The sequence below is a fragment of the Helicobacter rodentium ATCC 700285 genome (assembly GCF_000687535.1).
Taxonomy (GTDB): Bacteria; Campylobacterota; Campylobacteria; order Campylobacterales; family Helicobacteraceae; genus Helicobacter_D; species Helicobacter_D rodentium.
In genome coordinates this window covers 58462-84445 of the sequence record NZ_JHWC01000002.1, presented here as the reverse complement: position 1 = coordinate 84445, position 25984 = coordinate 58462, and the positions used below count along the sequence as shown (strand labels likewise).

Annotated in this window: 24 protein-coding genes; 4 read left to right on the top strand and 20 right to left on the bottom strand. The window is 36.5% G+C overall.

The genetic code is table 11. The annotated features are described in order from the left end of the window. Nucleotides 1-8 precede the first annotated feature (8 nt). Nucleotides 9-1079, top strand: a complete 1071-nt coding sequence (locus tag BS85_RS0102015; protein ID WP_026943337.1) for a glycosyltransferase family 9 protein — start codon at nucleotides 9-11, stop codon at nucleotides 1077-1079. Here BS85_RS0102015 and yedF read toward each other — a convergent pair. Genes yedF through BS85_RS0101990 form a run of 5 tightly spaced genes read right to left on the bottom strand, consistent with a single transcriptional unit; the run spans nucleotide 1069 to nucleotide 6186 of the window. Beyond that, complete coding sequence (yedF, locus tag BS85_RS10040) at nucleotides 1069-1401, bottom strand: sulfurtransferase-like selenium metabolism protein YedF (RefSeq protein ID WP_051604631.1); 333 nt, start codon at nucleotides 1399-1401, stop codon at nucleotides 1069-1071. The two genes, BS85_RS0102015 and yedF, sit on opposite strands and share 11 nt — an antisense overlap. Then, entirely contained in the window at nucleotides 1394-2464 is a 1071-nt protein-coding gene (gene tilS, locus BS85_RS0102005; protein ID WP_026943336.1) for a tRNA lysidine(34) synthetase TilS, read from the bottom strand. Before tilS ends, yedF begins: the two co-directional genes overlap by 8 nt. Then, nucleotides 2464-3795, bottom strand: a complete 1332-nt coding sequence (gene rimO / locus BS85_RS0102000; RefSeq protein ID WP_026943335.1) for a 30S ribosomal protein S12 methylthiotransferase RimO — start codon at nucleotides 3793-3795, stop codon at nucleotides 2464-2466. Before rimO ends, tilS begins: the two co-directional genes overlap by 1 nt. Before the next feature lie 12 nt (nucleotides 3796-3807). Then, a complete protein-coding gene (ruvA, locus tag BS85_RS0101995) occupies nucleotides 3808-4389 on the bottom strand; it encodes a Holliday junction branch migration protein RuvA (protein WP_026943334.1) in 582 nt (193 codons plus the stop codon). A 9-nt stretch (nucleotides 4390-4398) separates the two neighbouring features. Beyond that, nucleotides 4399-6186 carry a flagellar assembly protein A gene (locus BS85_RS0101990; RefSeq protein ID WP_026943333.1) on the bottom strand — a complete coding sequence of 596 codons (1788 nt, stop codon included), beginning with the start codon at nucleotides 6184-6186 and terminating at the stop codon, nucleotides 4399-4401. Between the two features lie 98 nt (nucleotides 6187-6284). Between BS85_RS0101990 and murJ the strand changes: the two genes are divergently transcribed. Beyond that, a complete protein-coding gene (gene murJ, locus BS85_RS0101985; RefSeq protein ID WP_026943332.1) occupies nucleotides 6285-7739 on the top strand; it encodes a murein biosynthesis integral membrane protein MurJ in 1455 nt (484 codons plus the stop codon). 344 nt (nucleotides 7740-8083) lie between these two features. On the opposite strand, the gene prfB is transcribed toward murJ, so the two are convergent. The 4 genes from prfB to ccoG all read right to left on the bottom strand — a co-directional run bounded on the left by prfB (nucleotide 8084) and on the right by ccoG (nucleotide 12740). Further along, a complete protein-coding gene (gene prfB, locus BS85_RS0101980) occupies nucleotides 8084-9178 on the bottom strand; it encodes a peptide chain release factor 2 (protein WP_026943331.1) in 1095 nt (364 codons plus the stop codon). A gap of 10 nt (nucleotides 9179-9188) precedes the next feature. Continuing rightward, the gene (gene mnmH, locus BS85_RS0101975) at nucleotides 9189-10193 is read right to left on the bottom strand and encodes a tRNA 2-selenouridine(34) synthase MnmH (RefSeq protein ID WP_026943330.1); all 1005 of its coding nucleotides are present in this window, start codon (nucleotides 10191-10193) and stop codon (nucleotides 9189-9191) included. A 30-nt stretch (nucleotides 10194-10223) separates the two neighbouring features. Continuing rightward, nucleotides 10224-11294: an AI-2E family transporter gene (locus BS85_RS0101970; RefSeq protein ID WP_026943329.1), complete on the bottom strand. Its 1071-nt coding sequence runs from the start codon at nucleotides 11292-11294 to the stop codon at nucleotides 10224-10226. Nucleotides 11295-11369: 75 nt separating this feature from the next. Next, on the bottom strand, nucleotides 11370-12740 hold the full coding sequence (gene ccoG / locus BS85_RS0101965; RefSeq protein WP_026943328.1) for a cytochrome c oxidase accessory protein CcoG: 1371 nt from the start codon (nucleotides 12738-12740) through the stop codon (nucleotides 11370-11372). A 182-nt stretch (nucleotides 12741-12922) separates the two neighbouring features. Here ccoG and rpsU point away from each other — a divergent pair, with 182 nt between their 5' ends. Further along, complete coding sequence (gene rpsU / locus BS85_RS0101960) at nucleotides 12923-13135, top strand: 30S ribosomal protein S21 (protein ID WP_006803152.1); 213 nt, start codon at nucleotides 12923-12925, stop codon at nucleotides 13133-13135. A 233-nt stretch (nucleotides 13136-13368) separates the two neighbouring features. On the opposite strand, the gene BS85_RS11210 is transcribed toward rpsU, so the two are convergent. The 8 genes from BS85_RS11210 to serS form a co-directional block, all read right to left on the bottom strand. After that, nucleotides 13369-13527, bottom strand: coding sequence for a hypothetical protein (locus BS85_RS11210; RefSeq protein ID WP_156938011.1), 159 nt, complete (start codon nucleotides 13525-13527; stop codon nucleotides 13369-13371). Between the two features lie 23 nt (nucleotides 13528-13550). Next, the gene (locus BS85_RS0101950) at nucleotides 13551-14771 is read right to left on the bottom strand and encodes an ABC transporter permease (RefSeq protein ID WP_026943327.1); all 1221 of its coding nucleotides are present in this window, start codon (nucleotides 14769-14771) and stop codon (nucleotides 13551-13553) included. Beyond that, nucleotides 14771-15331, bottom strand: coding sequence for a hypothetical protein (locus BS85_RS0101945; RefSeq protein WP_026943326.1), 561 nt, complete (start codon nucleotides 15329-15331; stop codon nucleotides 14771-14773). Before BS85_RS0101945 ends, BS85_RS0101950 begins: the two co-directional genes overlap by 1 nt. After that, complete coding sequence (locus tag BS85_RS0101940; protein WP_026943325.1) at nucleotides 15328-16029, bottom strand: ABC transporter ATP-binding protein; 702 nt, start codon at nucleotides 16027-16029, stop codon at nucleotides 15328-15330. Before BS85_RS0101940 ends, BS85_RS0101945 begins: the two co-directional genes overlap by 4 nt. After that, on the bottom strand, nucleotides 16029-17285 hold the full coding sequence (locus BS85_RS0101935; protein WP_026943324.1) for an efflux RND transporter periplasmic adaptor subunit: 1257 nt from the start codon (nucleotides 17283-17285) through the stop codon (nucleotides 16029-16031). The genes BS85_RS0101940 and BS85_RS0101935 overlap by 1 nt, the downstream gene beginning before the upstream one ends. A gap of 1 nt (nucleotide 17286) precedes the next feature. Further along, nucleotides 17287-18750 carry a TolC family protein gene (locus tag BS85_RS0101930; RefSeq protein WP_084310125.1) on the bottom strand — a complete coding sequence of 488 codons (1464 nt, stop codon included), beginning with the start codon at nucleotides 18748-18750 and terminating at the stop codon, nucleotides 17287-17289. Between the two features lie 70 nt (nucleotides 18751-18820). Continuing rightward, a complete protein-coding gene (locus BS85_RS0101925; RefSeq protein WP_026943322.1) occupies nucleotides 18821-21193 on the bottom strand; it encodes a tetratricopeptide repeat protein in 2373 nt (790 codons plus the stop codon). 4 nt (nucleotides 21194-21197) lie between these two features. Further along, complete coding sequence (serS, locus tag BS85_RS0101920; RefSeq protein WP_026943321.1) at nucleotides 21198-22490, bottom strand: serine--tRNA ligase; 1293 nt, start codon at nucleotides 22488-22490, stop codon at nucleotides 21198-21200. A 159-nt stretch (nucleotides 22491-22649) separates the two neighbouring features. Here serS and BS85_RS0101915 point away from each other — a divergent pair, with 159 nt between their 5' ends. Then, a complete protein-coding gene (locus BS85_RS0101915) occupies nucleotides 22650-22865 on the top strand; it encodes a hypothetical protein (protein WP_026943320.1) in 216 nt (71 codons plus the stop codon). A gap of 7 nt (nucleotides 22866-22872) precedes the next feature. Here BS85_RS0101915 and BS85_RS0101910 read toward each other — a convergent pair whose 3' ends face one another. From BS85_RS0101910 to BS85_RS0101900, 3 genes are all read right to left on the bottom strand, one after another. Then, nucleotides 22873-24210, bottom strand: coding sequence for an MATE family efflux transporter (locus BS85_RS0101910; protein WP_026943319.1), 1338 nt, complete (start codon nucleotides 24208-24210; stop codon nucleotides 22873-22875). A 95-nt stretch (nucleotides 24211-24305) separates the two neighbouring features. Continuing rightward, nucleotides 24306-24632 carry a hypothetical protein gene (locus BS85_RS0101905; RefSeq protein ID WP_211246891.1) on the bottom strand — a complete coding sequence of 109 codons (327 nt, stop codon included), beginning with the start codon at nucleotides 24630-24632 and terminating at the stop codon, nucleotides 24306-24308. Then, nucleotides 24610-25965, bottom strand: coding sequence for an NFACT family protein (locus BS85_RS0101900; protein ID WP_026943317.1), 1356 nt, complete (start codon nucleotides 25963-25965; stop codon nucleotides 24610-24612). The genes BS85_RS0101905 and BS85_RS0101900 overlap by 23 nt, the downstream gene beginning before the upstream one ends. Nucleotides 25966-25984 lie beyond the last annotated feature (19 nt).

The following is a 25984-nucleotide window of genomic DNA, read 5'->3' as shown; positions in this document are numbered from 1 at the left end:
AATTTTATATGAAAATTTTAATCATTAAACTAAACAAAATCGGCGATGTGTTGCTTGTTAGCCCACTGATTCCAAATCTAAAATCCTATTATGGCGAAGAATGTAGCATTGATTTGTTGGTGAATAAAGGCACAGAGGGAGCAATCAGTCGTGAAAATCTGCGCAAAATCCATCTCCTTGAGCGTCCAAAGAATCCCTTTTATAAGCTTTACACAGAAACTTCTCTCCTCCTTGCAGTTGCCAAAGAAAGATATGATATGGTGATAGGATTGAGTGCTGGGGAGCGCACAGCTTTTTTAAGTTTTTGGAGCAGAGCAAAGATTCGCGTGGGATTTCCTCCGCCTAGCTTTTGGTCAAAAAATATCTACACCTTAAAATTAATCGCCAAAGGAACGCACACGATTGATTACAACTTAGAATCCCTACACGCACTTAAAGTTCCAATTCTCCACAAACGCGTCAGCACCAACATAGCGCAATCTTGTGAAAAATTCACCAAACTACCAAACCATTTCGTGCATTTGCATTTATTCAGCAGTTGGATGTTTAAATGCTTAGCGGATAGCTTTTGTGCAAAAATCATTGATTTTATTACGCAAACCTACCAAATCCCTTGTGTCCTCACAGCCTCAAACGATCCTAGAGAATCTGAAAAACTCCAAAAGATTCTGCAACTTACTCAAACCAAACCCCTTTCTTTTAATGGAAATCTCTCTCTTGCGGAAGTTTCTTTGCTGAATTCTAAAGCCCTTGCATTTGTTGGGGTCGATACAGGAGTTATGCATTTAAGCGCGGCAAACGATACCCCGACTTTTGCCTTTTTTGGTCCAACCTCTCCAAAAACTTGGGGTCCTTGGGATAATACACTCCTAGAATCCACCTACACTTCTCCAAAAGGAATCCAAAGAATGGGCAAACATCTTGTTTATCAAGAATCCTTGCCTTGTGTGCCTTGTGGTAGAGATGGTTGCAATGGTAGCAAAAAAAGCGATTGTTTGCTTACAAAAATAAACGAGGAATCCGCACTCAAAACCTTGCAAGAATTTTTAACCCCCTTGCTAAAGCCTACTAAATCGTAATAATGGAATCCTCGCTAAGTAGCGCATTAAGCGTATTTTGCATATTTCCAACACTTCCAACTTTTAGCTTATCAAGCACATCAAAATGCCCTAAACAAGTTTGGCAAGAATAAATCGCCACGCCCTTTTCCTCCAAATGTTTCAATGCTTCTACACCCTCACTATCTATCGTGGCTAACAAAACCGCACGATTAAGCAAATACATTGCCTTGGGTTGTTTATCCATTGTCAGAAGCGTCCCTAAAAAGCTTAGCATAAGCTTTCTTCCAAGCTCTCCGCGCTCTCCAATTCCATCGTCTTTTAACAAGAACACTTTACTCATCTTTACTCCTTAAATGAAAAATTATATCCAAAATTTTTTGCTCTGCACCCAAAATTTTTGCCTGAAATAAAAAGATTCTAAACTTTGGTGGAATCCCTAAAGAACGATATTGCTCTCGCACCCTCTTAGGAATTACTACCTTAGGGCAATAAGAACAAACAAACAATTTCTTCCCCGCCTTTTCTATCGCAATTTTATGCTTAAAAACTCGCGAAAAATGCTCTAATTTTAAAATCTCCTTTAACTCCAATTTCTGCACACGCGAAAGCAATACACCACACATTTTGCACACAAAATCTAATTCCTCCAATACATTCTGATAATCTTTCCCCTCCAACACACAACACTTGCCAAGAGATTCCACATTCATAATTTCGCTTTTGCGCTGCGCTTTTGAGTTTTCTTGGAGTAATTCTAGGCTGAATGCAATCCCGCTTGTAAATTTCTCTATGAGTTTGTCTGTAAAATTCTGCCTAAAATAATTACGCGTAAAATGTGTGTCAAAATTACTAAAATCCTCAAAATAAAAAAGTTGATTTGTGTTAAGATATTGCAAAATTTGCATACGATTTATTTTCCATAAAGGACGCACAAGCCAATAATCTATTGTTTTTGCTTTTGCCAAATCCCAAATACTTCTTTGGCTTTTGGGCGGCATTTGCATTCTCTCCAAACTCGTGCCTTTGCAAAATTGCATTAAAAACCACTCTAGGACATCGTTTAGTTGATGAGCTAAAATTAAATGCGTATAACCCTGTGCTTTGATTAAAGATTCAAAAAACGCATAACGCACCTTACGCGCTTCATTCTCAAAATTTCCTTGAATTTTTTGCACCTCTTTCACAAAACATTGCTTGTTGTCCATAAAGCAAAGATTCCGCGCATAAGAAACTTCCAAAGCAGATTGTCTGCGGATTCCATAATCCACAATCGCTACATCAAAAGGGATTCCATAACTTTTAAGTAAAAAATACAAGGCACTAGAATCCACCCCGCCCGAAAAGGCTAAAAGATTCTTTCCCGCTTTTAAATCCTCTAAAAATTCTAAGTCTAAACTGCGCATTAAATGCGTCCAAGCACACAGCCAAGCACATTTTCTCCTGCAACTTCCGTGATTTTAACGCGATAATATCCCGTCTTTAAATCTCCCTCTATTTTTGAATCATTAATCAAAATTTCACCATCAATCTCGGGGGCAAAGCGCATATCCCTTGCGCTATAAAAATATTCCGATTCTGTGGATTTCCCCTCCACAATCGCTACAACTTCCTTACCCACAAGATCTTTTAAACCCGCTTTATATTGCTTTGCAAAAATACGATTCATAGCCTTTAAACGCGCATTGATAATCTTTTGTGGAATCTGCTCTAAAAGCGCACTCTTAGTCCCCTCCTCGCAAGAGAATCCAAAAAGATTCATTCTATCAAAGCGATAATGTTGGATAAATGCGCACAACTCCGCAAATTCCTCCTCGCCCTCTCCGGGGTGTCCGATGATAAAACTTGTGCGCACAAAGCTATTGGGTGTGGCGCGCATTGCCTCAAGTAGCTTTAAAAACTCCCCACTCCTTTGCATTATCTTTAAGACTTTCTTGCTGCTATGTTGCAAGGGCATATCAAAATAATTTTGAAAAATTGGAGAATCGCAAATTGCCTTGATAAGATCTTTGGAAGTTGTTGCGGGATAAAGATATAAAATCCTTGCGCTTTGAATCTCTAAGCCCTTTTTAGCAAGTTCATCAATGGCTTTTATGAGCGCGACAAGTCCGTCTTTCACTCCCAAATCTCGCATATATGAGCTAGAATCCTGTGAAATAAAGCTGAAGTCTCTAAAGCCCTGCTTGACTAAATTTTGCACTTCCTTTAGCGTGGATTCTAAAGTGCGGGAATGCAATTTACCCTTAAAACTTGGAATCGCACAAAAGCTACACTTTTGGTTGCAACCCTCTGAAAGCTTGATATAAGCGTGGATTGTAGAACCACTAATCACGCGCTTAGTGTTTTCATTGAGCAAAAATACACCCTTTTGGCTTTGGCAAATTTCTTTGCCCTTTTTATGCGATTGCAACATTATATCAATCTTATCATAATCCCCAACGCCTGTAATAATATCAATCTCTGGAATCTCCTCTTTTAATTCCTTTGCATATCTTTCGCTTAAACACCCACTTGCTACCAAAATCGCGCCCTCTTTTTTGGATTCTAACGCGTTTAAAATTGTCTGCACACTCTCTTGCTTTGCTGCTTCAATAAACCCGCAAGTATTGACAATTACGACATCTGCCTCTGCAATATCTTGCGTATTTTCATACTCCTTTAATGCTCCAAGCATTACCTCACTATCCACTAAATTTTTTGTGCAACCTAGAGAAATTAAATGCAATTTTTTTCCCATTTTTGTCCTAAATTATAAAGTTTGCAATTTCTTTAAGGCGACTTTGACCATTTCGCCCACTTCGGCATTTTCCAAGCCTTTGGTTACTTTTGCAATCACATCATTTTTATAGCCTAACGATTCCAAAGCCAAAATCACTTGGTGTAAATTAGAATCCTCTGCAACCTTTGAACCACCACCTTGCACCAACTCCAAAGACCAACCTGAAAGCTCCACTAAAATCCTCCCTGCACTCTTTGGACCAATTCCGGGCACTCTCTGCATAGATTTTATGTCATTGCTTTCTACAATCTTAGCAAAGGTTTGAGGATTATAAGTAGATAAAATCGCAAGGGCAACTTTTGGACCTACGCCATTAATCTTAATGAGACGCTCAAACAAACTTTTTTCTATTAAATCCACGAATCCAAACAAGACTTGCGCGTCCTCGCGGATAATATGAGAAGTATGCAAAACAACCTTTTCCCCAACTTTTGCGTTGATTTGGTTAGAAGTTTGCAAGGATATAAACACTTCATACACAACACCCGCACATTTTAATGCAATGCGCGTGGGTTCTTTTAAAAATATTTCTCCCTCTAATGCGATAATCATCACTCCCCCTTATAGCACCAATTCAATTTTATCATTTTTATAGACGACTTTAGAAGGTTCTCCGGGTTTAGGAATACAGAGTAATTCGCGACTAGGAGAATAAAAGACATAATGCACTTCATTATAACCAATCCAACCGCTCTCAACAATAATAGTTGCATTTTCTGTCATTTCATCTAACACATTTAATGCCTCACGCGCACTTTTAAAATCCATACTTAATGCGTTAATTTTTTGACGCTTATTTTTTAAAAGAATCACGCGTTGATAATATTCCTCAAACCTTGTTAGTAAATAGCTAGGAGGGGTGGTTTTAGTATTCTTATAATGAATGAGAGTGCCACGAATCTTATCTGCTGTAGCTTTAAGTTTTTTAAGTTCTAAGCTTTCCATTTTTAATTCTTTTGTCATACGAATCGCTTCTTTAATGGATTCATTCTTTTGCTTTAAAAGGGCATTATATTTTTCTTTTCCTGATGGACTATAATTAGCTGCTAGAAAAAATTTATTTTCTCCTTTTTCCATTTTTCCAATATGAATACTCTTTGTTGCATACAAAAACGCATTGGAATGCAAGGTATTGATAATAATCTCTTCAGCATAGATTTTACCACCATAAACCTTATCTACCTCTACTTTTTTACCCTCAATCACTCCTGTTTCTAGCATTTCTACTTTGATATATTCACCCTTGACATAGCCTTTATGTGTCGCAATCTCCGCATCATTGGCATAGATTTTGGAATTTTGGTGTGTAAATCCTCCAATGCTCACTTCTTTAGAGTTGATTTGTGCATTAGGACCAATATTACCCTCAATATTTACCTTTCCGGCTTGGATTTTCATTCCTTGACCCAAAGCCTCTTTCATTGCATCTTTTTGTGTAATATTAATTACCGTGCCACTATTGATATTACCCACCAATGAACCGGTGGTTTTAAGTGTAACAGATTCCGTCTCTAAGGTATCCCGAATATATAAAAACTCATCTTCGTATTTTAAAATCCCGCCGATTGCACTCAAATAACGGACAAGGCAAGGCAACTCTTGTGTTTCTATACTTTCTTTATCGTATCGCAAGGCACAAGGTTGGTGTAAGGTTTTAGGGCTTTGCGGAATAATATACTCTCCACGAATATTGCGTCCGGGTTTCCCTTGAAGCGGTTTTTGATATTCACAAATAATATCGCCTTTTATAACCGTTTGAAAATTCCCTGCAACATCTTTTTTAAACTCTAATCTCCCTTCTCTGCTGGGTGTGAGATTTACTCCGCTTGAAATCTTGTATTTTACTTCTTTTGTAAGGGGATAGCTTAAGGTTCTTAAAAATTCCTCCAATACTTTCTTTTCTTTTTCTTCATTAAAACATAAAATCTTGTTCCAAGCTTTCCCTTTTCTGATTTGCGTATAGATATTATCAAAATCTTCTTGAGCGCAATTAAATCCGCTATGAAAAACCAAAAACGCCTCACTAAAAGCCTTGTCTGTTGTTAGGTGAAATCGCGTTTCTTTACGTTCTCTTTCTTTAATTAAGATACAATATCTCTGTTGAATCACAAGATTGGGTTCTAACATATTGTCCCGATTGCTCAAAAACTTATCTACTTCCTGCAAAGGAATTAATTGGGATTCGTAATCGTAAAGATTTTTCTTATAAGTTACGACAGATTGCAACTCAAAATCAAAGCCATCTGCGTCCATTCCAAATTGTGATGAGACTTGCTTAATAGCAAATTTAATATCTTCGCATTCATTAACATAGTAAGGTCTAAATGTCTGCAATGATTTTTTTAACATATTTCTAAAACCTTTTATGCAAAAATAAATTATTATTTTACCCTTAAATTATTATAAATTCCATTAAAAACCGCAATTTTGCGCAAAAAGAGAATAAAATGTTTTTCAAAGCCTTTTTTACTAATAGCAGCGGAATCTTAACTTCAAGGATTCTTGGATTTTTTCGCGACTTACTCACTGCTACGATTCTTGGTTCTAGCATTTATAGTGATATGTTTTTTGTTGCTTTTAAATTACCAAATTTATTTCGGCGTGTATTTGGTGAGGGTGCATTCAATCAAGCCTTTTTGCCCGGATTCTTTAATGCACAATTTCGTGGAGGATTTGCACTTAAAATTGGTTTCTTTTTTTGTAGTATTTTAATCTGTCTCTCTCTTTTGGTATGGATTTTTAGCGCACCACTTACAAAGCTTCTAGCTTTTGGATTTTCTGATGAATTAATTGCTCTTACCGCACCACTTGTCGCCATTAATTTTTGGTATCTACTTTTGATTTTTATTGTAACACTCTTTGGAGCAATGCTCCAATACAAACGCAACTTCACCGCGTGGGCTTACTCCCCCGCACTCCTCAATCTTGCGATGATTATCGCACTTCTTCTTGCGCACAATAGTGAATCCTATCAAGCTATTTTGATTTTAAGCTATGGTGTATTGCTTGGTGGAGTTGCGCAGATTCTATTGCACTGCTATCCTATGTATCGTTTGGGATTCTTTAAGCTTTTATATGTCGGTTTTAAGGAGTTAAAAAATGCTTCAAATCCACAAAAATCCACCAAGCAAATCTCTTATACAAACAAAAAAGATTCTATCAATAAAAGTGTGAAGGGATTTTTTAAACAATTTTCTCCTGCAATGCTTGGAAGCTCTACTGCGCAATTTGCATCTTTTATTGACACACTTTTAGCCTCTTTTCTTGCAAGTGGTAGCATTTCTTATTTGTATTATGCAAATCGTATCTTTCAACTCCCTTTAGCAATTTTTGCGATTGCAACTTCTACGGCTTTGTTTCCATTGGTTGCAAAATATATTAAAGAATCCAAAGAATCTCTAGCTCTAAAAGAGCTTAAACATTCTTTTTGGCTACTTGCGATTCTGCTTAGTGTATGCACGCTTGGTGGTATTCTCTTGCAAAACGAAATTATTTGGTTGCTTTTTGAAAGAGGCAAATTCACGCGCACAGACACACTCATCTGTGCGAGTGTTTTTAGTGCATATCTTATTGGGTTGCTTCCTTTTGGACTTGCTAGGATTTTTTCGCTTTGGCTTTATTCCAAATCCAAACAAGCACTTGCAGCTAAAATTTCTGCATTTTCTCTTTTGGTTGGCACTTTTTGTTCCTTTTTGCTTATGCAGCACTTTGGCGCAGTGGGATTAGCATTTGGTGGGAGTATTAGCGGCTTTTTGGTATTCTTTCTCACATTGCACTTTTTTGGCTGGAATCGTTTTTGGGAAATTTTATGGAATCCCAAATGGATTTTTATCCTTGCTTTAATCTTGATTGCAGAATCTCTAGTGCTTGTAGGCTTTAAGCATTATATTTTTTGCTTATAGGCTAAAGATTCTACTGCTTTATCGTTGCGAGGAGTTGGCACAATTTCGTGGCAACCCATAATCTTACATACATTAAACTTTACAATTCCAAACTTTTAAAGATTCCATTGTAATATTTTTCTTTATTCCACATTATGGATTGCTTCGTCTCTCACTGCGTTCATTCCTCGCAATGACATACTACTACCTCGTCGAATGCGTAGCATTCGTGGCAATCCATAATCTTATATCTCGCCTTTTGATAACTCTACTTCAGCTTAAAGTTATAGATTGCCACGAAAATTTTGCAAATTTTCTCGCAATGACGCAAAACAATCCATAATCTAGCAAATAACACGACTTATCTATTCTTTCGCATTCATCGCAATCAAAACACCCTCCAAAATTAAATCAATATCACCATCTAAAATAGCTTCTACATTACTATACGCAAGATTGGAGCGCAAGTCTTTGACTTGTTGATAAGGGGCTAAAACATAACTTCTAATCTGATGCCCCCAACCAATCTCGCTTTTATCCTCATTTGCGCTTTGCGCTTCCTTTTTTTGCAATTCTAGCTCGTAGAGTTTAGATTTCAACATTTTAAGAGCTGTGGCTTTATTTTTGTGCTGACTTCTGTCATTTTGACATTGCACAACAATCCCTGTTGGAGTATGAGTGATACGAATCGCAGATTCTGTTTTATTGATATGCTGCCCTCCCGCCCCTGAAGCACGATAAGTATCAATACGCAAATCTTTTTCCTCTATTTCAATTTCTATATTATCGTCAATCTCTGGGCTGACCTGCACCGCAGTGAAACTCGTATGCCGCTTTGCGTTGGAATCAAAAGGAGAAATACGCACCAAGCGGTGGATTCCATTTTCAACCTTTGCATAACCATAAGCATTTTCACCTTTAATAATAAAACTCACATCTTTTAAACCCGCCTCATCTCCTTCTTGAAAATCAAGCAATTCTACCTTAAAGCCTTTCCTCTCTGCCCATCGCAGATACATACGATAAAGCATACTCGCCCAATCTTGCGATTCTGTGCCACCTGCGCCGGGAGTGATAGTAAAAATCGCATTATTCGCATCTAGCTCACCGCTTAACATTACTTCAATTTCTGCATTTTTAATCTGTTCTTCTAGTTCTTTGGATTCCACAAACAATAACTCTAGGCTCTCTAAATCATCTTGAGAGAGTTCAAACAATTCTTTTGCGTCCTCTAATGCAGATTTTGCAGCATTATATTTTTCTAATTGACGCTGAATGCGTTTTTTTTCTTTTTGCAACTCACCTGCTTTTTTGGCGTCCTCCCAAAACTCCTTTAACTGCTCTTGATTTGTAATCTCTGCAATCCTTTTTTCCAAGCAACTAGGTTGCATAATCTTTTCTATATTTTGACGCTTAATTTCCAACCCTTTTAATAACTCGCCATATTCATAATTATCCAAAAATATTCCTTTAGGTCAATCTATAAAATTTCTTCGCAAAAGATTGAATCTCCAAGATAGTTTGAGAAAGATTTTCATAAGGAATTGCACACAGATAGGATTCTTGTCTATAAACCTTATCATAATACTCTAATAACAAAATTTCTGCTACACGTACCAAATCCCCATTATAAAAGGCATTTTTAGCCTCCAACCAAAACTCCTTTTTCATAAAAGGTGCAATCTTTTGCATAGAATTTTCAAAAAATGATAATGAAATTTTACCATATTGCGCTACGATTCTTTGCACTCTGCGTTCTAATGGAGCAACGATTAAAATCTTAGGAGCATTCTGATAGGATTTATAAAGCGGTGTAGGCAAAACAAGCTTTCCTAGCTTTTTACTCTCACCTTCTACCAACACAAAAGGTGTATTTTCTAAAGACTTCAGGCGAGTAAAAAGTAAATTTTGAAACATCTTTACGCTAGGTTGCTCTCCGCAAATCGCACCAAAACTTGAACCCAAATGTTTGGCAATCCCCTCAATATCCAAAGAATCCTTAAAGGATTGAATAATCTCACTTTTTCCACTCCCTGTTTGTCCAACAAGTGTAACAAAACGATGAGGTGGCAAACATTCAAGGGTTTCCACTACTTTTTTGCGATAGGATTTATAACCACCCTCTAGTAACACCACTTGATAACCAATGGAATTTAACACCATAAAAAAAGCATTGCTTCGCATACCTCCACGTGCGCAGTAGATTCCAAAAGGTTTTTTAGGGCTAATCTTATCTTTTAAATCTAGCAAATGTTTAGAGATATTATTGCTTACAAAACTTGCCCCCAAAACTTTCGCCCCAAAGGAATCCTTACGATACAATGTGCCAATTTGTTGATATTGCTCATCTTGCAATACAGGAAAATTCTGCGCACCCACAAGATGAGATTCTGCATATTCTCTAGGTGAGCGCACATCTATAATCAACGATAAATCCATATTCAAAAAACTATCAATCGGGAGTGTTCTTGTCATTTCTATCCTAAATTATTTCTTGGCATTAGTTTATGAATTGGAATCTTCTTGGATAAGATTCTTATATACCCTAAGCAATGCAATGAATAATGCAGTAATAGCAGGACCAAAGACAATACCCCAAAAGCCAAAGCTTGTAAGCCCTGCAATAATGGCAAAGAAAATTAACATCTCGTTAATTTTAAGAGGATTTTTAATAAATACGCGATTGATAAAGCTAATAATAAAGGGTTTCACGCCATTATCTGCAAGCGTTGCAATCACAATAACAGAATAAAGTGCAATCACAATCGCATTTGTGTAGTTGCCAAGATAAAGTTCGTATCCAGCAATCGGTAGCCAAACCAAACCACCACCAACTATTGGTACAAGGGAAGCAAAACCATAAAAAACCCCCAACAAAAGCGCATTATATCCCAAAAAAGCCATTAAAACTCCAAATAAAAAGCCTTGCAAAAGCATAGATAAAATAGAGGAATAAAACACGACACTAATCACCGCACTAACTTCATTGTAAAGTGATTGGATATAAACAGACTGCAAAGGAATCAAATCCAAAAAATACCGACCCAACGCACTACCATAATAATAAAAAAAGAATAAAAAAACTAAAATAAATAATGTATCACTCACGAAATATAAACTATTTTGAGAAACTTTTGCGATAATCCCCAAACTTCTCTTCAACACTTCAGCCCAGTTAATAGAGGAAAATTGCGACAACCAATGATTCACTTCTTTTTGTAATAATTCCGGCAAATACGCAAAAATTTCCTTTCCATACTCCCCTAAACGCACTTGCAAATCCAATAGAAAATTATGAAAATTTCCCAATTCTAAATTTGTAGCAAAAGTAACAAGATTTAAAAGAATATAAAAAATAGGCAAAAAACAAAGGATTACCAATAAAAAAGTCATTAAAAAAGTAGAAGCCCATTGAGATTTTAAATGCTCTAAAATTTTATAATAAATATTTTGTGTCGCAATAAACAACAAAAAGGCAATAAGTAAGTTCATTAAAAAGGGAGAATAAAGCTTAAACAAAGCAAACAATGTCAAAGAAAAAATAACAAGAAAAAATAAAACTCCGGCTTTTTGCATCTTTATGCCCTTATCTCAAGAGATTCAAAATACCAAAACCGCAAAAATTTGCACTTTTGCGATTCTGCAAAATCTCTATTGTAATGCTTTGCTTGGTGGATAGATAAATACACTTTCTCTAAATACTTCAATAGGCTTTTCGCTACCAATTGCATAAGCTTTAATGTTTAGCGGAATATGCGTATCTTTTTGTGCATCTTGTGCTAGATTTTTATTATCTGCATAAAGCACCACCACTTGCTTAGATTTTTCGCCGGGCTTAATAAGGAATGGCTTACTTGGGCGTTTAATTTTAATATCCGCATTTCCTTGCACTTCAAAATAAAACTCATAAGATTCTCTTTGTGTATTTTGAAACAAGAAAATATAGGAATTTTCCACACGCGCATTATCACGAATCGTATAAAGCTCCTGCCGATTGATGTTTAAAAGCATATCCTCTTTTTTAGAACTCATCACCAAAAGAGCAGAGAATACAACCACCATAGCCACAATATAACCAATCGTCTTAAATCGCATATAGCGCACTTTTTGGCGATCTTCAATGCTTTGTGGGCTAGTCCAAGAAATGAGTGTTTCTTTGCCAAGTTTTCCCATTACTTTCGTGCAGGCATCTGAACACTCAAGGCAGTTAATGCACTCTAGTTGCATTCCTTTACGAATGTCAATATGTGTAGGACAAATTTTCACGCAAGCTTCACAACCTGTGCATTCTGCATTTGGCACTTCGGGTTTTTTCCATAGTTTAATGCCTTTAGGATCAAACACAGCTCCCCCGCGTTTATAATCATAAACCGTCATAATCGTATCATTATCGTATAAGACGCTTTGCACACGGCTATAAGGACACATATAAATACAGAAGTTTTCCTTAATAAATACAACAATCACAATGAGTGCAATCGTGAATCCTAACCAAAAAATAAACAAAAATTTATGCTCCAATGGGTTTTGAATATACTTGAAAAAATCCTCTGGTGGCACGAAATACCACATAAGGTTAGACGCTGCAACCAAAGCAACTAAAGCAAAAACCACAAGAGAAATCGCCTTTTTAAGCTTATTGCTTCCCAAGCTCATATCAGGTTCTAATTGGCGATTCTCCATTCTTTTGCGCAAACCCAAAATCTTTGTTTCCAACAAATCACGATACAACACGCGAAAGATTGTCTGCGGACAAGCCCACCCACACCAAACGCGTCCCGCAAGAGTCGTCATAAAAAATATTGCTAAAAACATTAAAATCAATAAAAAGGGCATAAGATAAAGTTCTTGCATATCAAAGGCAACACCAAGCAAATGCAACTGCTTATGATCAAAAGAAAGTAAAAAAATGTGATTCCCATTGATTCTAATAAATGGAATCGTTAAGATAAGAATGGTTGTAATAAAATACATCACATAACGTTTTTTTAAATATTGCCGCACATTACGCACTTGTTCCATTAAAAACTCCTTTTGAAAACCTAAAAACTCTTTGCAATATTAGCACAATATAGGGGTAAAATAGTAAAAAGAATCAAATTTTTGCGTTTATAGTGTGATTTTTTCACATTTTTTGCACACTTTATGTTAGAATTGCAAACTTCAATTTTGAAGTATATTTTTACACAAAGGTGGTGATTTAGATGCCGGGTATCAAAGTCAGAGAAAACGAATCTTTTGATGATGCGTATAGAAAGTTTAAAAAACAAGCAGATAGAAATCTTGTTGTAACTGAAAGTCGCGCAAGAAGATTCTTTGAACCAAAAACTGAAAAGCGCAAAAAGCAAAAAATCAGCGCACGCAAAAAAATGCTCAAACGCTTATATATGCTTCGCCGCTACGAATCAAGGCTCTAATCCTTTAGGATTCCATTTGGAATCCTAAATCTACACTCCAAAATTCTTTTTTTGCTTTTAAATTATCTTAATTCTTGATATTTTGATTCCACTTTATGATTATATGTTACTCCTCCGTCATTGCGAGGAATGAACAAAGCGAATGACGAAGCAATCTATAATGATGCACTCCCTTTAAGATTCCATTGTGGAATCTTAAAAGTTTGGAATTGTAAAGTTTAATATATGCTAGATTATGGATTGCCACGAATGCTACGCATTCTCGCAATGACTAAGTGGTAAGATTTTAAGTGTGCTTGATTATAGATTACTTTGGTTAAATCCCTCACAAAGACAGAGAGGCAAAATGCAAGAGCGGGGAGTGGGGGTAAGGTGCAAACACAAAAAAACAAAGTCCTCCTTGCGGGAAAATAATCTATTCGTGGCGCAAAGCGTCAATGGGATTCAGCCTTGAAGCGCGTCTTGCAGGAAGATAGCCAAACAAGATTCCCATAAAAGCAGAAAACACGAAAGCAACTAGCGCGATTGTGTAATCAAAGTTGAAAGGCAATCCCATAGCATAACAGATTCCAAACGAACCCACAAACGCCAATATTACCCCCAAGATTCCGCCCAATGCACTAAGTGTCAAGGCTTCTATTAAAAACTGCAATAGCACTTCACTCTGCATTGCGCCGATTGCTAGACGCGTACCAATCTCTTTTGTGCGCTCGGTTACAGAAACTAGCATAATATTCATAATCCCGATTCCACCGACAATCAAACTCACCCCCGCAATTGCTCCTAAAAAAATCGTTAAATTTGCAGTGGTGTTTTGCATCATCTCTATGATTTGCTTTGTATCCATAATCTCAAAGTCATCTTTTTGCCCCTCACGCACATTGCGAATCTCGCGCAAGGCACTAGAAATCTGTGTCGTGGCTTGTGTGGAATCCACATTATCCTTAAGCGAAATCATCAACCTTGAAATATTATACAATGTGCTAGACTTAGAGATGCTGCGTTGATAGGTTTTAAGAGGTAGCAAAATCACATCGTCTTGGTCATTTCCCATTGCTCCCTGCCCCTTTTCCTCCAAGATTCCAATACATTCACACACAATATTACCTAGTTTGATTCTACTTCCTAGAGGATTCGTGGAGGATTTATCAAATAGATTTTTTTTTACACTTGCACCTATAACACAAGCATTACTCCCTGCACGATAATCTTGTGCGCTAAAGGTTGCACCATAAGAGATATTCCAATTTGTTGCGACAAAATAATCGGGATTGACACCTTGAATTTGTGTTTGCGTGTTTTCTTGGCGAAACTGCACAAGAGCAGAAGTTGTGGTAATGGGTGCAATCGCGCGTGTAATATGCCCCACTTGGATATTTAATGCTTTGATATTCTCTAGGCTAAAAAGTTTTCTGCCGCCACCACCTATGTTTTGATTCCGCGCTGGAAAAACGAGCAAAATATTGCTACCTAAACTACTCATACGCTCGGTAATTACTTGTGTCGTGCCATTTCCAAGTGTAATCATAATCACAACCGCCCCCACACCGATAATAATCCCAAGCATTGTTAAAAGTGCACGTAAAAAATTGCGTCTAATCTGACGAAAGGCGAGAAAAAAAGCATTTAGAATCATTACAGCTTCCTCGTGTTATGGGTTTTTTGGAATCGCGAAAATATAGATACAAAGTTCAAGGCAAGATTTTGGATTATGGATTTGCAAGTGTGGGCAACATCTTTGCAGATTATGCACTTCAGGCAAAGCCTCCGCAATGACGAGGCGGTTTGCTTTGTGTCATTGCGAGAAAATTTGAAAAATTTTCGTGGCAATCCATAATGTGGAATCTTGCTTGTAAGGATTCCATTGTTAAATCTAATTTTTGCTTGATTATGGATTTGCGCTAAAGCAGGTGAAAATGCTTCACATTTGTATGTTTTGGCTTTACCTTGCAAAGATAAGGTGGGGGAATCTTGGGTGTGCGAGATTATGGATTGCCACGATTCCTTACGGAATCTCGTAAGGACAAAATAATAAAATTTTAAGTATGCTAGATTGTGGATTTGTAAGTGTAGGTTGGTTGCTTCCACAACAAACACTTCTGCTTTGCCCCGCAAGGACGAAAGGGCAAGACACAAGAATGAGGTGTGGGCGTGTGGGCGTAGCACCCACCCAAACTTGCGCAATACACACTTCATCTTTGCACTCCTTGCAAAGATGCAGAATCGCTCTGCACCAAGCCATCTAAAAATATAATTTCACGCGTGGCATATTGCGCCATTTCTGGCTCGTGTGTAACCATTAAAATCGTAATTTTTGAATCCTTATTTAAACGCTCTAAGATTTCCATAATCTCTATGCTTCGTTTGGTATCCAAATTTCCTGTTGGTTCATCAGCAAGTAAAAAAAGAGGGTTGGAGGCGATTGCCCTAGCGATTGCTACACGTTGTTGCTGACCACCACTTAACGCATTACTTTGGTGGTTATACCATTTCTCCAAACCCACCATTTCAAGTGCTTGCATAGATTGTTTAATGCGCTCTTTTTTTGGCACTTGTCGGTAAAGCAAGGGGAGTTCAACATTTTCCAATGCAGTTGTACGTGGCAAAAGATTGAATCCTTGAAAAATAAAGCCAATATAATGTCTCCTTAAAAGTGCCTTTTGCTTCAAATTCAAATCGCAAACATTAACCCCACAAAATTCATAGATTCCACTACTTGGGCTATCCAAACAACCTAAAATATTTGCCAATGTGCTTTTGCCACTTCCACTTGGACCCATCAGTGCCACAAATTCCCCCTCTACAATCTCTAGGTTGATTCCGCGCAATGCCTCAAACATATTGGGTGGCTTTCCATAGGTTTTATGGATATTTTGCAAACGAATGAATGACATTATTTCTCTTCTTTTTGTGCAACAATCACTTGCATCCCTGCTTGAATGGAATCGCTAAAAACCTGCGTTGAGATTCCATCGCTAATGCCAACTTTCACTTCAATTTCTTTAGGTTTGCCATTTTCTAACACCCAAACGCTAGAGTTTGTCTGCGGTTTGTTTCCACCCCCTCGTATGCGTGGAGGACGCATTCCAAAAGGGCTTAATTTTGATGAAGACTTTGTGGATTCCTCTTTGGCAGTCATCGGAGTAAAATAAAGCGCACTAGAGGGAATTAAAAGCGCGTTTTTGGCGGAATCTGTAACAATATCTGCTGTCGCACTCATTCCGGGCTTTAGCAATAAGTCTTGATTGCTTACATAAATACGCGCTTCATAACTCACGATATTATCTGTGCTTTCACTTGCGCCAAAATTCACTCTATCCACAAGGGCTTCAAAAGTTTTTTGGGGATAGGAATCCACGCTGAATTTTACACTCTGCCCTACTTTGACTTTGCCAATATCGGCTTCAGATACGCTTACATTTAGCTCCATTTCCTCTAAGCTTTCAGCAATGATAAAAAATTCTGGAGCTTGAAAACTTGCCGCAACACTCTGCCCTACTTCAATGGAGCGACTAAGCACTACACCATCTATTGGTGTGGTGATATGCGCATTTTTCAAATCCACTTGCGTAGAACGAATCGCTGTTTCAATCTCCTTAATGTTTGCCTCCCTAAGCCCTACCTCACTTAAAGCTGCATTGTAGGAGGTTTTAGCGGTTTGTAAATCAAGCTTGGAGGGCGTCTTGCCCTTTGTTTTTTTAAAAAGGTCTTGGAGTTGATTGTATTGCCAACGCTTCTCCTCTAAAGTTACTTTTGCACTTTTTAATTGCGCTTTGGCACTTTCAAGTTGCGCTTCATAACGATAAAGGTCTTGCTCAATGCTTTCGCTATCAATTTTTGCAAGAACTTGCCCCTTGCTTACCTTATCATTCACATCTACAAGCACTTCAAGCACGATTCCAGAAATGACTGAACCAATAGAAACTTCGTGCGTAGGAGAAAGTGTGCCATTTGCGCTAATGCTTGTAGAAATATCCCCCAAAGTTACTTCTTGGGTTGTATAAATATAATTGGGTTCTCGTGTTTTCCACCAATAAACTAGCACAATGCACACAATCGCAAAAGCAAAGATTCCGCCCCAAAGCATTAAAAGCTTTTTATAATCCTTTTTGGGATTTAAATTCATTAAAATTTCTTTTGTGGATTGCATTTTATTCCTTGTTGATAAAATCAGATTGTTGCGCAAGATTCAAATCACCCCCAAAGGCTTTATAAAGCAAGACAAGTGCTTTGAGATTCTCAAATTTTGCGGAATTGAGTGATTTTTTTGAATTATTAAAAGAAGCCGCATTTAAAGAATGCTCTAGGCTGTCAATCAAACCTACCAAATGACGACTAGAGGAAAATTCAAAATAATTTTGTGCATTCTCCATTCGTTTTTGGCTGTTTTGCAGTTGCAAATCTGTGCTTTTGACATTAAAGCTTGTATTTTCAATTTCACTCAAAGCGTTTTTGAGTGATTTTTGAAGCGTTAAATAGGATTCTTTTAAAAGAGCATCTTGCAAAAAATAATTTTGCGTTAATTGTGTGCGGTTTAAAATAGGCGCGGTAAGAGAACTTGCTAACTGCCAAGCAAGATTCCCACTTGCTTGAGTGTTGGAATCCAAAATTTCGTTTAAATTTGCGCTAATTGACAATACAGGAAACAGACTAGCCTTAGCGTTTGCCTTTGTGTAACTTTGTGCATAGAGACTAAAAAGTGCTGCTTTAATATCAGGACGCGCCAATAAAACTTCTGCTGGTATGGAATCCAAAGATAATTCTGTCGTAAAATTAGGCGATGTTTGAGATTCTATTGCAAAGGGAAGCATATTTTTATCCAACAAAACCAATAAGGCATTTTTGTTTTCCTCAAAAATGCTTTTTAAGGATTCTAAAGTATTTTGTTCATTTGTTAGCATATCTTGTTTTTCAAAAAGCTCGGTGCTATCTAGCAAACCATTTTCAACTTTGAGGCGCGTTAGCTCTAAGGCATTTTCATAATGCGTGATATTTTCTTGCGTTAAATCAATATTTTGAGAGGATTCAAGCAATGAAAAATAACAACTTGCAATATCGCCTAAAAGCGTGATTTTAGCATTCTCCAAATCTTGCAATGATTTTTCATAAAGAGAAGCTTTGGCGTTTTTTGCGTGTTGCAGACGCCCAAACAAATCCACCTCCCAAGAAAGCGTTGCACCCACCTGAGAAGTATAAGATTGCGTTTTTTGCACTCTTGTTGTGTTGGTGCGCGTATGTGATTCCGTCGCACCTAAACTTCCATCAACACTAGGAAAAAGGTCTCCCCAAGCACTTTTTAGTTGCGCTTGTGCTTGTAGGATTCTAGCATTCATAATCTGCAAATCCAAATTTTGACTTAATGCAATCTCAAAAAGGCTTATCAACGCAGAATCGTAATTGAATAAAATTTTCATTTGTTCTATCGGAGTTGCTTTAACTATGGGTTTGGAATCGGGATTTACACTAATTAAAGAAGTGTTTTGAAAAGATTGTGGTAGAGTTTGTGTAATTTCTGATTCCTTTGGTAAATTAGCAGCACAACCCAAAAATGTCAAACCAATAAGAGGCAAAAACACAAAATATCTTGATAAAATCTTACGCAAAATAGGTTGCACTTAAACTATCTCCTTAAAATAAAGCCGACATTTTATATAAACACTATAAAATCAATGTAAATTTTAAACCTTAAGGGTTTTGCAAAATCTGCTGGGTATCAATTTTGAAATCAAAATATTGAGAGCGCATTTTGGATTCTGCAACCGATGTAAATTGTGTTGCGGCGGCAGAAAAATTTTTTTCTTGTAAAAATAAGATTCCATTTGCGATTCTTGTTTCATAGTTGGTTGGTGCTTCTAGTTTTGAAAGTTGCAAAAGTGTGGCGGCGTTTTCAATATGTCCCGCGCCAATCGCAGAAACCGCACCCAAAAAAAGCGTTTGAGTATCCTGCTCTTTAAAATCATCTATCAAGCTATTATAAAGCGTAAAGGATTTCTCAAATTCCTGCAAATACAAATAAGTTAAGGCTAAAGCCTGAATCACACCGCGTGGATCTCTTTGCTCTGTGATTAAACGCATATCTAAATCTTGCTGAATATAATGTAAAGTTCCAATAATATGAGCAATTTTAATATACATTTCACGCACAACAGACGCTCCATAATAAATAGGGTCTTTATTGATTTTTGAATCTTGATAATAAGTTTGCAATTTTAAGGCGAGTGATTTTGGCTCATCTTGATAATTAAGGGCTAAAAGGGCTAAAAGATTACTAATGGGGTCTTTAGGGTATAAACTCTTCAATCTATCGGCAGATTTTACTAGCAATGTTTGGTTGTTCATCTGCACTCCTTGCGCAAAATCTAGGGCGTAATAAATTGCAATATTGCTTTCCTCATTTTCTAGGAATTGTAAGGGTGTTGGGATACCATTGCGCGTAAAATTAAGCAGTGCATTAATAAACTCTTGCTCCTTAGCATTGCCTTGAAAATTTACAATTTCTTTTCCAATTTCACTTTCTAATCTCCCTGTATCCCGATAAGTCAATTTTGCAGCAATCAAGGAGAAAATTCCTGCATACAAGTCTTTAGGATTGAGGTGAAAAGAACGCAAAAAATGCCGATAAGCCGCATCAAAATTGCCCATTTGTGCATAATTCAACCCTAAATTATAATGCAAAATAGAATGGTTGGGATAAGCATTTACAACTTCTGTTAATAGGGCATTAGCATTCCGAATATTGCCATTGAGCGTTTCTAAAATCGCATTTGCAATATTACGATTCATTCTTGAAATAGTTTGTCCGCGCAATAAAATCTCTTTGGCTTCCTGTAAATTTTCAATATTAATATTGATTCCGCCCTCTTGGATTACATTAAAAGCCTCCTTTACATCAAAAACCTTGTAAGAAGCAAAATAAAAGATGATATTATAAGAATTTAGCTTCTGTCCGATAAAATCACCCCAAAAACGCTTTTGCGCTACATTAATATCAAAAAAATCATCACGCAAGGCAATCCTAACAGGATAAGGGTTGCGATTTAAATCCTCTTCTCTTTGAGCATATTTATTTGCAAGACGCGCTGCTTGGCTATACTCTGCTAGTTGCAATTTAACGAGCATAAGTGCAATATCAGATTCTAAAGTGCTTCCAAAGCTATCAATACTCTGCGTTAAAAGCTTGTTTGCTTCATTATAATCGCCGATTCTTGCATAAAGTAAAGCAAGATTGAACCAGTTTTTTGGATTGGTGGCATTTTTGCTCAATGCATCAATGGCGTTATAATTATCATTAAAATACGCATACAATGCAGCTAAAAGCTGATTGCTTTCCTCTTGATAATAGTTAGAGGAATGATGAAGCAAGGAAGAGAATGTTTCTAAATAATTACCCAAATAAAAGTTTGTCAATGTATAAAGGTAGGAATAAATGGGCAAATTACCCGCTTGGGGGAGATAAGTTTGCGCAAGATGCAAATAATAGCGGTATTTTAAAGGTTCTTGCAAATACAAAGAACAAATTGCTGCATTTAATGCGCTAATTACGCGGTCTTCCCCTACATCAATCGCCTTTTGGAAAGAATCCAATGCTTCAGCATAGGATTTTTCTTCCATTTGCGCAACGCCTAAATTATAATTAGAAAGCCCTTCCGAATAATTAGAGATTTTACCATATAAATCCAATGCCTCTTGCTTATTGCCACTAATATAAAGAAAGTTAGCTTTTTTAATGAGTGCTTCTAGTTTTTCAACATCGGTAATAAGGTCTGCCCCTTTGCTGATGCTAAACTCTGTTGGAGGCAAAACATTTGTTTGCGCTTGAGGAGGTTTGACTTCGCGCGTCAAGGCTAAACCAATCAAAAAAATAAACCCAAGTAAAAGAAACACTAGCAAAACCGACAAGATAATGCTAAGTTTTTTATGTTGATTGAAAAATTCTAAAAGTTTTTCAAGCTTACTTGGTGGCTTTGTCGCTTCAGGTTCTTTTTTTAAAATATCATCTAAAACACTAAAACTGTCATCAAGCTGGATAATTTGGTTATTGTCCTCCTTTTCTGGCATAAAATTACCTCAAATAGGGTTCTAAAACATTAGGAATCCTAATGCTTCCATCTTCTTGCTGATAATTTTCCATAATTGCTACCAATGTGCGACCAACTGCTAAACTTGAGCCATTTAATGTATGTACCAATTTATTCTTTTTGTTAGAATCCTTGTAGCGAATCTTTGCGCGTCTTGCTTGAAAATCGCGCGTATTGGAAATGGAGCTAATCTCACGATAGCAATTTTGTCCGGGTAACCATACTTCAATATCTATTGTGTTGCTTGCACAAAATCCTAAGTCTCCACCACAAAGCTGCATCAATCTATGGGGAAGCCCTAAAGATACCAAAAGCTCTGAAGCACAAGCAACCATACGCTCCTGCATTATATCGCTTTCTTCTGGTATTGTAAGAGCAACTAGCTCCACCTTATCAAATTGATGTTGCCTAATGATTCCACGTGTATCCCGTCCTGCACTTCCTGCCTCCTTTCTAAAACAAGGCGTATAGGCTGTTAGCATTAAAGGCAAAGTTTCTTCATCTAAAATCTCATCGCGATAGAGATTTGTGAGTGTTACTTCTGCGGTTGGTATCAAATAAAGCTCGTGTCCCTTTTTGGCATTTTTATCATAAACTTCTTCCTCTTCAAATTCTGATATTTTAAATAAATCGTTTTCAAATTTTGGTAACTGACCTGTGCCAAAGAGGGTTTGTGCATTAGCTATTGCTGGAGTTCCTATCTCACTAAAACCGCGTTTAGCATTAAAATCAAGCATATAATTAATCAGTGCGCGTTCTATCTTGGCTCCCATTCCCATAAAAACACTAAAGCGACTTTTTGCAAGTTTTACCCCACGCTCAAAATCAATCCAACCATTTTGTTCAGCCAATTCCCAATGCTCTTTGGGTTTAAAATTAAAATGTGTAGGCTCTAATACCTTCTTGATTTCAACATTCTCACTTTCGTCTTCGCCAAAAGGAGTTTTGCTATCTGGGATATTTGGAATATTGTGGGAAAGTTCTTGCAATTTATTTTCCCACAATTCCACCTCTTGGGAATAAAGAGCAATTTGCGCTTTTAGTAAATCACACTCTTCTTTTAATGCATTAATATCGCCACCCTCTTGCTTGATTTTTGCAAACAATTTGGTTTTAGCATTTTGTGTTGCTTGTAGTTCTTCTAGGGAAGATTTCTTTTGCTTGTAATTCAAACTGCTTTCGCGCAATGCACTCAATAAAACCGCATCAATATTGCGTTTAGATAACTTTTTCATTACCCCTTCAAAGTCATTAATTAGAAGTTTTAAGTCAATCATATCTCATTCCAACAAATTAAAATGGCTAGATTCTACACTAAGGCTTGTTAAAACACACTAAAATTTATAAAAATCATTAAAAATTACAAGATAATAATGTATAATTAAAAGTTATACTTTAGTTTAGTAGCAAGAGAAATTTATTATTGGGAGTGTGATTTGAATTCAGTTGGAAATTTTACAATGGTGCTTGGAATTTTAGGCTTAGTATCCATCGTGATTTTGGCAATCACAGCCTTTTCTGTTAGCAAAAGTGGGGATAAGCTCACTTCTTTTGAAAAAAAGATTCTATTTATGGTGGCATTTTTGCTTTGTTTGGGGGTTATTTTGCTTTATATCTTTTCTAACTTAGACTTATTTTTGGCACTCTTTTGATAAACTATTAAACCTTTTGGTTTTTCCAAATACCGCTTTGGAAAATCCTCCAATAAACAAATGCACGCAAAAAAGTCTCCAAACAAATACAAAGATAAATATAAAGCACAGGATAACCCATTGTCGCAATAAAATAGCAAGGCATTACCCGCAAACCCCAAATCATCAATCCATTAATTAAAAGTGTAATCTTTGTAATACCTGCTCCACGCAATGCACCATCAAGGATACAAATAAATGCAAAAGCAATCTGTGAGATTCCAATAGGAATTAGGTAATAGACACTTGCTTGGATTGTCGCGGGATCTTGACTAAATAAACTAGACAAAAAGGGGGCAAAAGCAGTCATAAACAACCCAACAACCCCCATAAAAATCCCACCCAAAAGTAAAGTATTTAATGTAGAATACTTTGCTTCTAAGGGTTTTTTTGCTCCAAGATTCTGCCCCATTAATGCCATTGCTGCAATCATAAACCCAAATCCCGGCATAAATGCAAACCCTTCAATTCTTGTGGCAATCTGATAACCCGCCAAATCATAAGTTCCATAAAATGCTACGAATTTTGTCATCACAATAATTGCAAAAAGCGTAAAGAGACGCTCACAACCACTAGGAATCCCAACAACAAAAGCGCGTTTAATGTAATCAAAGTTGATTCTACCCCTAAGAGAAATGGGGCTTTTCTTGTAAAACAAAAGACAGCCAAACAAAGCAGAAGTTTCTAAAAAATTAACAATCAAAGTTCCAACCGCCGCTCCAATCACGCCTAATGCAGGCACAAAAAGGAATCCAAAAATCAAAGTATATTTCACCAAAAGATTCAAAAGAGTAATAACAATTTTGATATAAAATGGTAATTTTGTCGCCCCAGCTGCAGAAAATGCAGAAATACTTACTTGCTTTATCAACAATAAAGGCACACTAAAAAGCACAATACTTAGATATTCGCTCCCAATAAGATGCGCATTAGAATCCACCCCAATCCAAGAGAAAAAAACTTCAAAGCTAAGAAAAGCAAACAGCATTAAAGGCAGAGAAAAACAAAATGCAGCAAAACTCAAGCTCATCACAACCTCATTCGCTGCGTCTTGATTGTTTGCACCTAAAAATCTTGACACTAAGGCACTATTGCCCACAAAAATAATGGTTGTAAAGGCAAAAAGCAGCATAATAAAGTTTAAACTTACACCCACCGCAACAATGGCACTTGCTCCAAATGTTCCAATCATCAACAAATCTATGGAAAGATTGATAATATCCAAAAGCGAATTTAATCCAGAGGGAATTGCTATATTCAAGATTTTGCAACTACGTTCTTTAGAATAAAATTTTATTTTATTCATTTTCCCTCCTTTTTTATTTTCTAAAAATAAGACTTGCTATGGAATGGATTATAAAGATTAGATAAGCAGATGGATTTTAAATGATACTTAAAGTCTTATACGGAAATATTTAAATGGATAATTGTGCCGTCTTCTTTTGTCTGAATAGAATCCGATTCCTGTGATTCTTGGGAATCCTTTTCTTGCTTTTTATCTTGCTCTTCTTGTTCTGGCTCTTTACCATTACCCTCGCGTTCATCATTGATTTCAAGCGTCTCTTCTGTTGGACGCACTTCTTTAATCTCTTCTTGTCTCTCTTGCATTTCTTGCAAATTAACCATAGCCTGAAAATCAAGCTTTACCTGTGAGTTAGCGTGTTGAACGGAACTTACTTGTGCATTTTGATGAATATGAGTAATATTACCAATGGGAGAAACAGCCATACAAATCCTTTTTAAGCTGAATCGTTTGCGCTTTTGCATAAACGACATTTGCGCCAAATGTAATTTTGACAAACTTGCGTTTTGTATAATCTATTGCATAGTTTTCAGCAGAATCCTTTGTAAATCCTACCAAAATCTGTGCAGCTTTTTGTAAGATTATATCAGAAATTTTTGCCTTTCCGCAATGAATAATGCAATGTGAGCTTGGAATCCCGCGAATATGTAGCCAAATATCTTCCGCTTTGGATTCCTTTAATAAAGCAATATTTTCCCGCTCATTCTTGCCAATAGACACCTTAATCCCTGCTATAAAAAAGCTTTCAAATAGCTTTATTTTTTGTCTTGACTCTTTTGCATTGGATTTTTTTTGCAAATTAGATTCTAAAATTTGTAAATCATTTAAATTTGTTACATTTTGTATCATTTTAAGCAATTTTTCATAGAATAAAATCTTTTCTTGCAAATTTTGAGCTTGCAGATGAATATTTTTTGCTTTTTTGGCTAATTTTTTGGAATTTTCAAAAAAAATCTGCGCTGTATGGCTTAGAGAATGCGCTTTGCTTGGAAAAATTATTTTTTCATTTTCTAAACAAATTTCTCTCCCTTTAAAATCAGGATAAAGATAAAGATTTTGCAAAATAAGCTGTCCCAAATACGCTTCTCTTTTTGCGTTTTCCTCCAAAACATTTTTATCCTCTAAAGATTCCAAATGATGCTTTAAGTGCGCTATTTTTTGGGCAATCTGTGCGACTCTCTTTGTGATTTTTGTATGGAGTTCTTGTGTTTTTAGTTGAATAAAATTATCCAAAAGCAAATCCAACAATTCACCTTTGGGCTGCGCAAGAGATATGGCTTTAGGTTGCGGCAAATCCAAAAGTGGCTTACCAATTCTCACTTCGCGAAACGATTGCTCCTTTGTAATATGTCTCAAAGCGTCCAATACTATTTGGTTAGAATCCAATAAAATTAAATTTGTATTTTTGCCTGTAAATTCTGCTTGGAGTAAAATTTGTGAGGTTTTATAGCTATTTTTAGTCTGTAAAATGAGCTGCAAGATACGATTCTTGCCATCTGTTTTTGCTCCTATAATCAAAGCATTAAAACAATATTTTTGCAAACTTTTATCAAAGGGGGCTTGATAGATTTTTGAAGCAATCATCTCCTCATTGCTGACAAAAATCATACTTTTACCTTTGCTTAAATCCATAAAAAACAAATGTCCATCAATATCCATTTTAAATAAATTATCTGCGATTCTATAAATAGAACGAAGTTTTAGAGGTGGAGTTTGTCGTAAATGATCCGCAAACATTTGTAATATAGCAAGATTCATAGTAAGACTTTATTGAAAT

Bases quoted from the DNA above. Each gene is read 5' to 3' on its own strand.
- BS85_RS0101970 (WP_026943329.1), bottom strand. From the start codon at position 11,294: ATGCAAAAAGCCGGAGTTTTATTTTTTCTTGTTATTTTTTCTTTGACA.
- mnmH (WP_026943330.1), bottom strand. From the start codon at position 10,193: ATGACAAGAACACTCCCGATTGATAGTTTTTTGAATATGGATTTATCG.
- BS85_RS0101905 (WP_211246891.1), bottom strand. From the start codon at position 24,632: ATGGCTGTTTCTCCCATTGGTAATATTACTCATATTCATCAAAATGCA.
- BS85_RS0101940 (WP_026943325.1), bottom strand. From the start codon at position 16,029: ATGTCATTCATTCGTTTGCAAAATATCCATAAAACCTATGGAAAGCCA.
- murJ (WP_026943332.1), top strand. From the start codon at position 6,285: ATGTTTTTCAAAGCCTTTTTTACTAATAGCAGCGGAATCTTAACTTCA.
- serS (WP_026943321.1), bottom strand. From the start codon at position 22,490: ATGATTGACTTAAAACTTCTAATTAATGACTTTGAAGGGGTAATGAAA.
- rpsU (WP_006803152.1), top strand. From the start codon at position 12,923: ATGCCGGGTATCAAAGTCAGAGAAAACGAATCTTTTGATGATGCGTAT.
- BS85_RS0101945 (WP_026943326.1), bottom strand. From the start codon at position 15,331: ATGAAGTGTGTATTGCGCAAGTTTGGGTGGGTGCTACGCCCACACGCC.
- BS85_RS0101925 (WP_026943322.1), bottom strand. From the start codon at position 21,193: ATGCCAGAAAAGGAGGACAATAACCAAATTATCCAGCTTGATGACAGT.
- BS85_RS0101990 (WP_026943333.1), bottom strand. From the start codon at position 6,186: ATGTTAAAAAAATCATTGCAGACATTTAGACCTTACTATGTTAATGAA.
- rimO (WP_026943335.1), bottom strand. From the start codon at position 3,795: ATGGGAAAAAAATTGCATTTAATTTCTCTAGGTTGCACAAAAAATTTA.
- ruvA (WP_026943334.1), bottom strand. From the start codon at position 4,389: ATGATTATCGCATTAGAGGGAGAAATATTTTTAAAAGAACCCACGCGC.
- BS85_RS0101950 (WP_026943327.1), bottom strand. From the start codon at position 14,771: ATGATTCTAAATGCTTTTTTTCTCGCCTTTCGTCAGATTAGACGCAAT.
- BS85_RS0102015 (WP_026943337.1), top strand. From the start codon at position 9: ATGAAAATTTTAATCATTAAACTAAACAAAATCGGCGATGTGTTGCTT.
- ccoG (WP_026943328.1), bottom strand. From the start codon at position 12,740: ATGGAACAAGTGCGTAATGTGCGGCAATATTTAAAAAAACGTTATGTG.
- BS85_RS0101935 (WP_026943324.1), bottom strand. From the start codon at position 17,285: ATGCAATCCACAAAAGAAATTTTAATGAATTTAAATCCCAAAAAGGAT.
- yedF (WP_051604631.1), bottom strand. From the start codon at position 1,401: ATGAGTAAAGTGTTCTTGTTAAAAGACGATGGAATTGGAGAGCGCGGA.
- tilS (WP_026943336.1), bottom strand. From the start codon at position 2,464: ATGCGCAGTTTAGACTTAGAATTTTTAGAGGATTTAAAAGCGGGAAAG.
- BS85_RS0101900 (WP_026943317.1), bottom strand. From the start codon at position 25,965: ATGAATCTTGCTATATTACAAATGTTTGCGGATCATTTACGACAAACT.
- BS85_RS0101910 (WP_026943319.1), bottom strand. From the start codon at position 24,210: ATGAATAAAATAAAATTTTATTCTAAAGAACGTAGTTGCAAAATCTTG.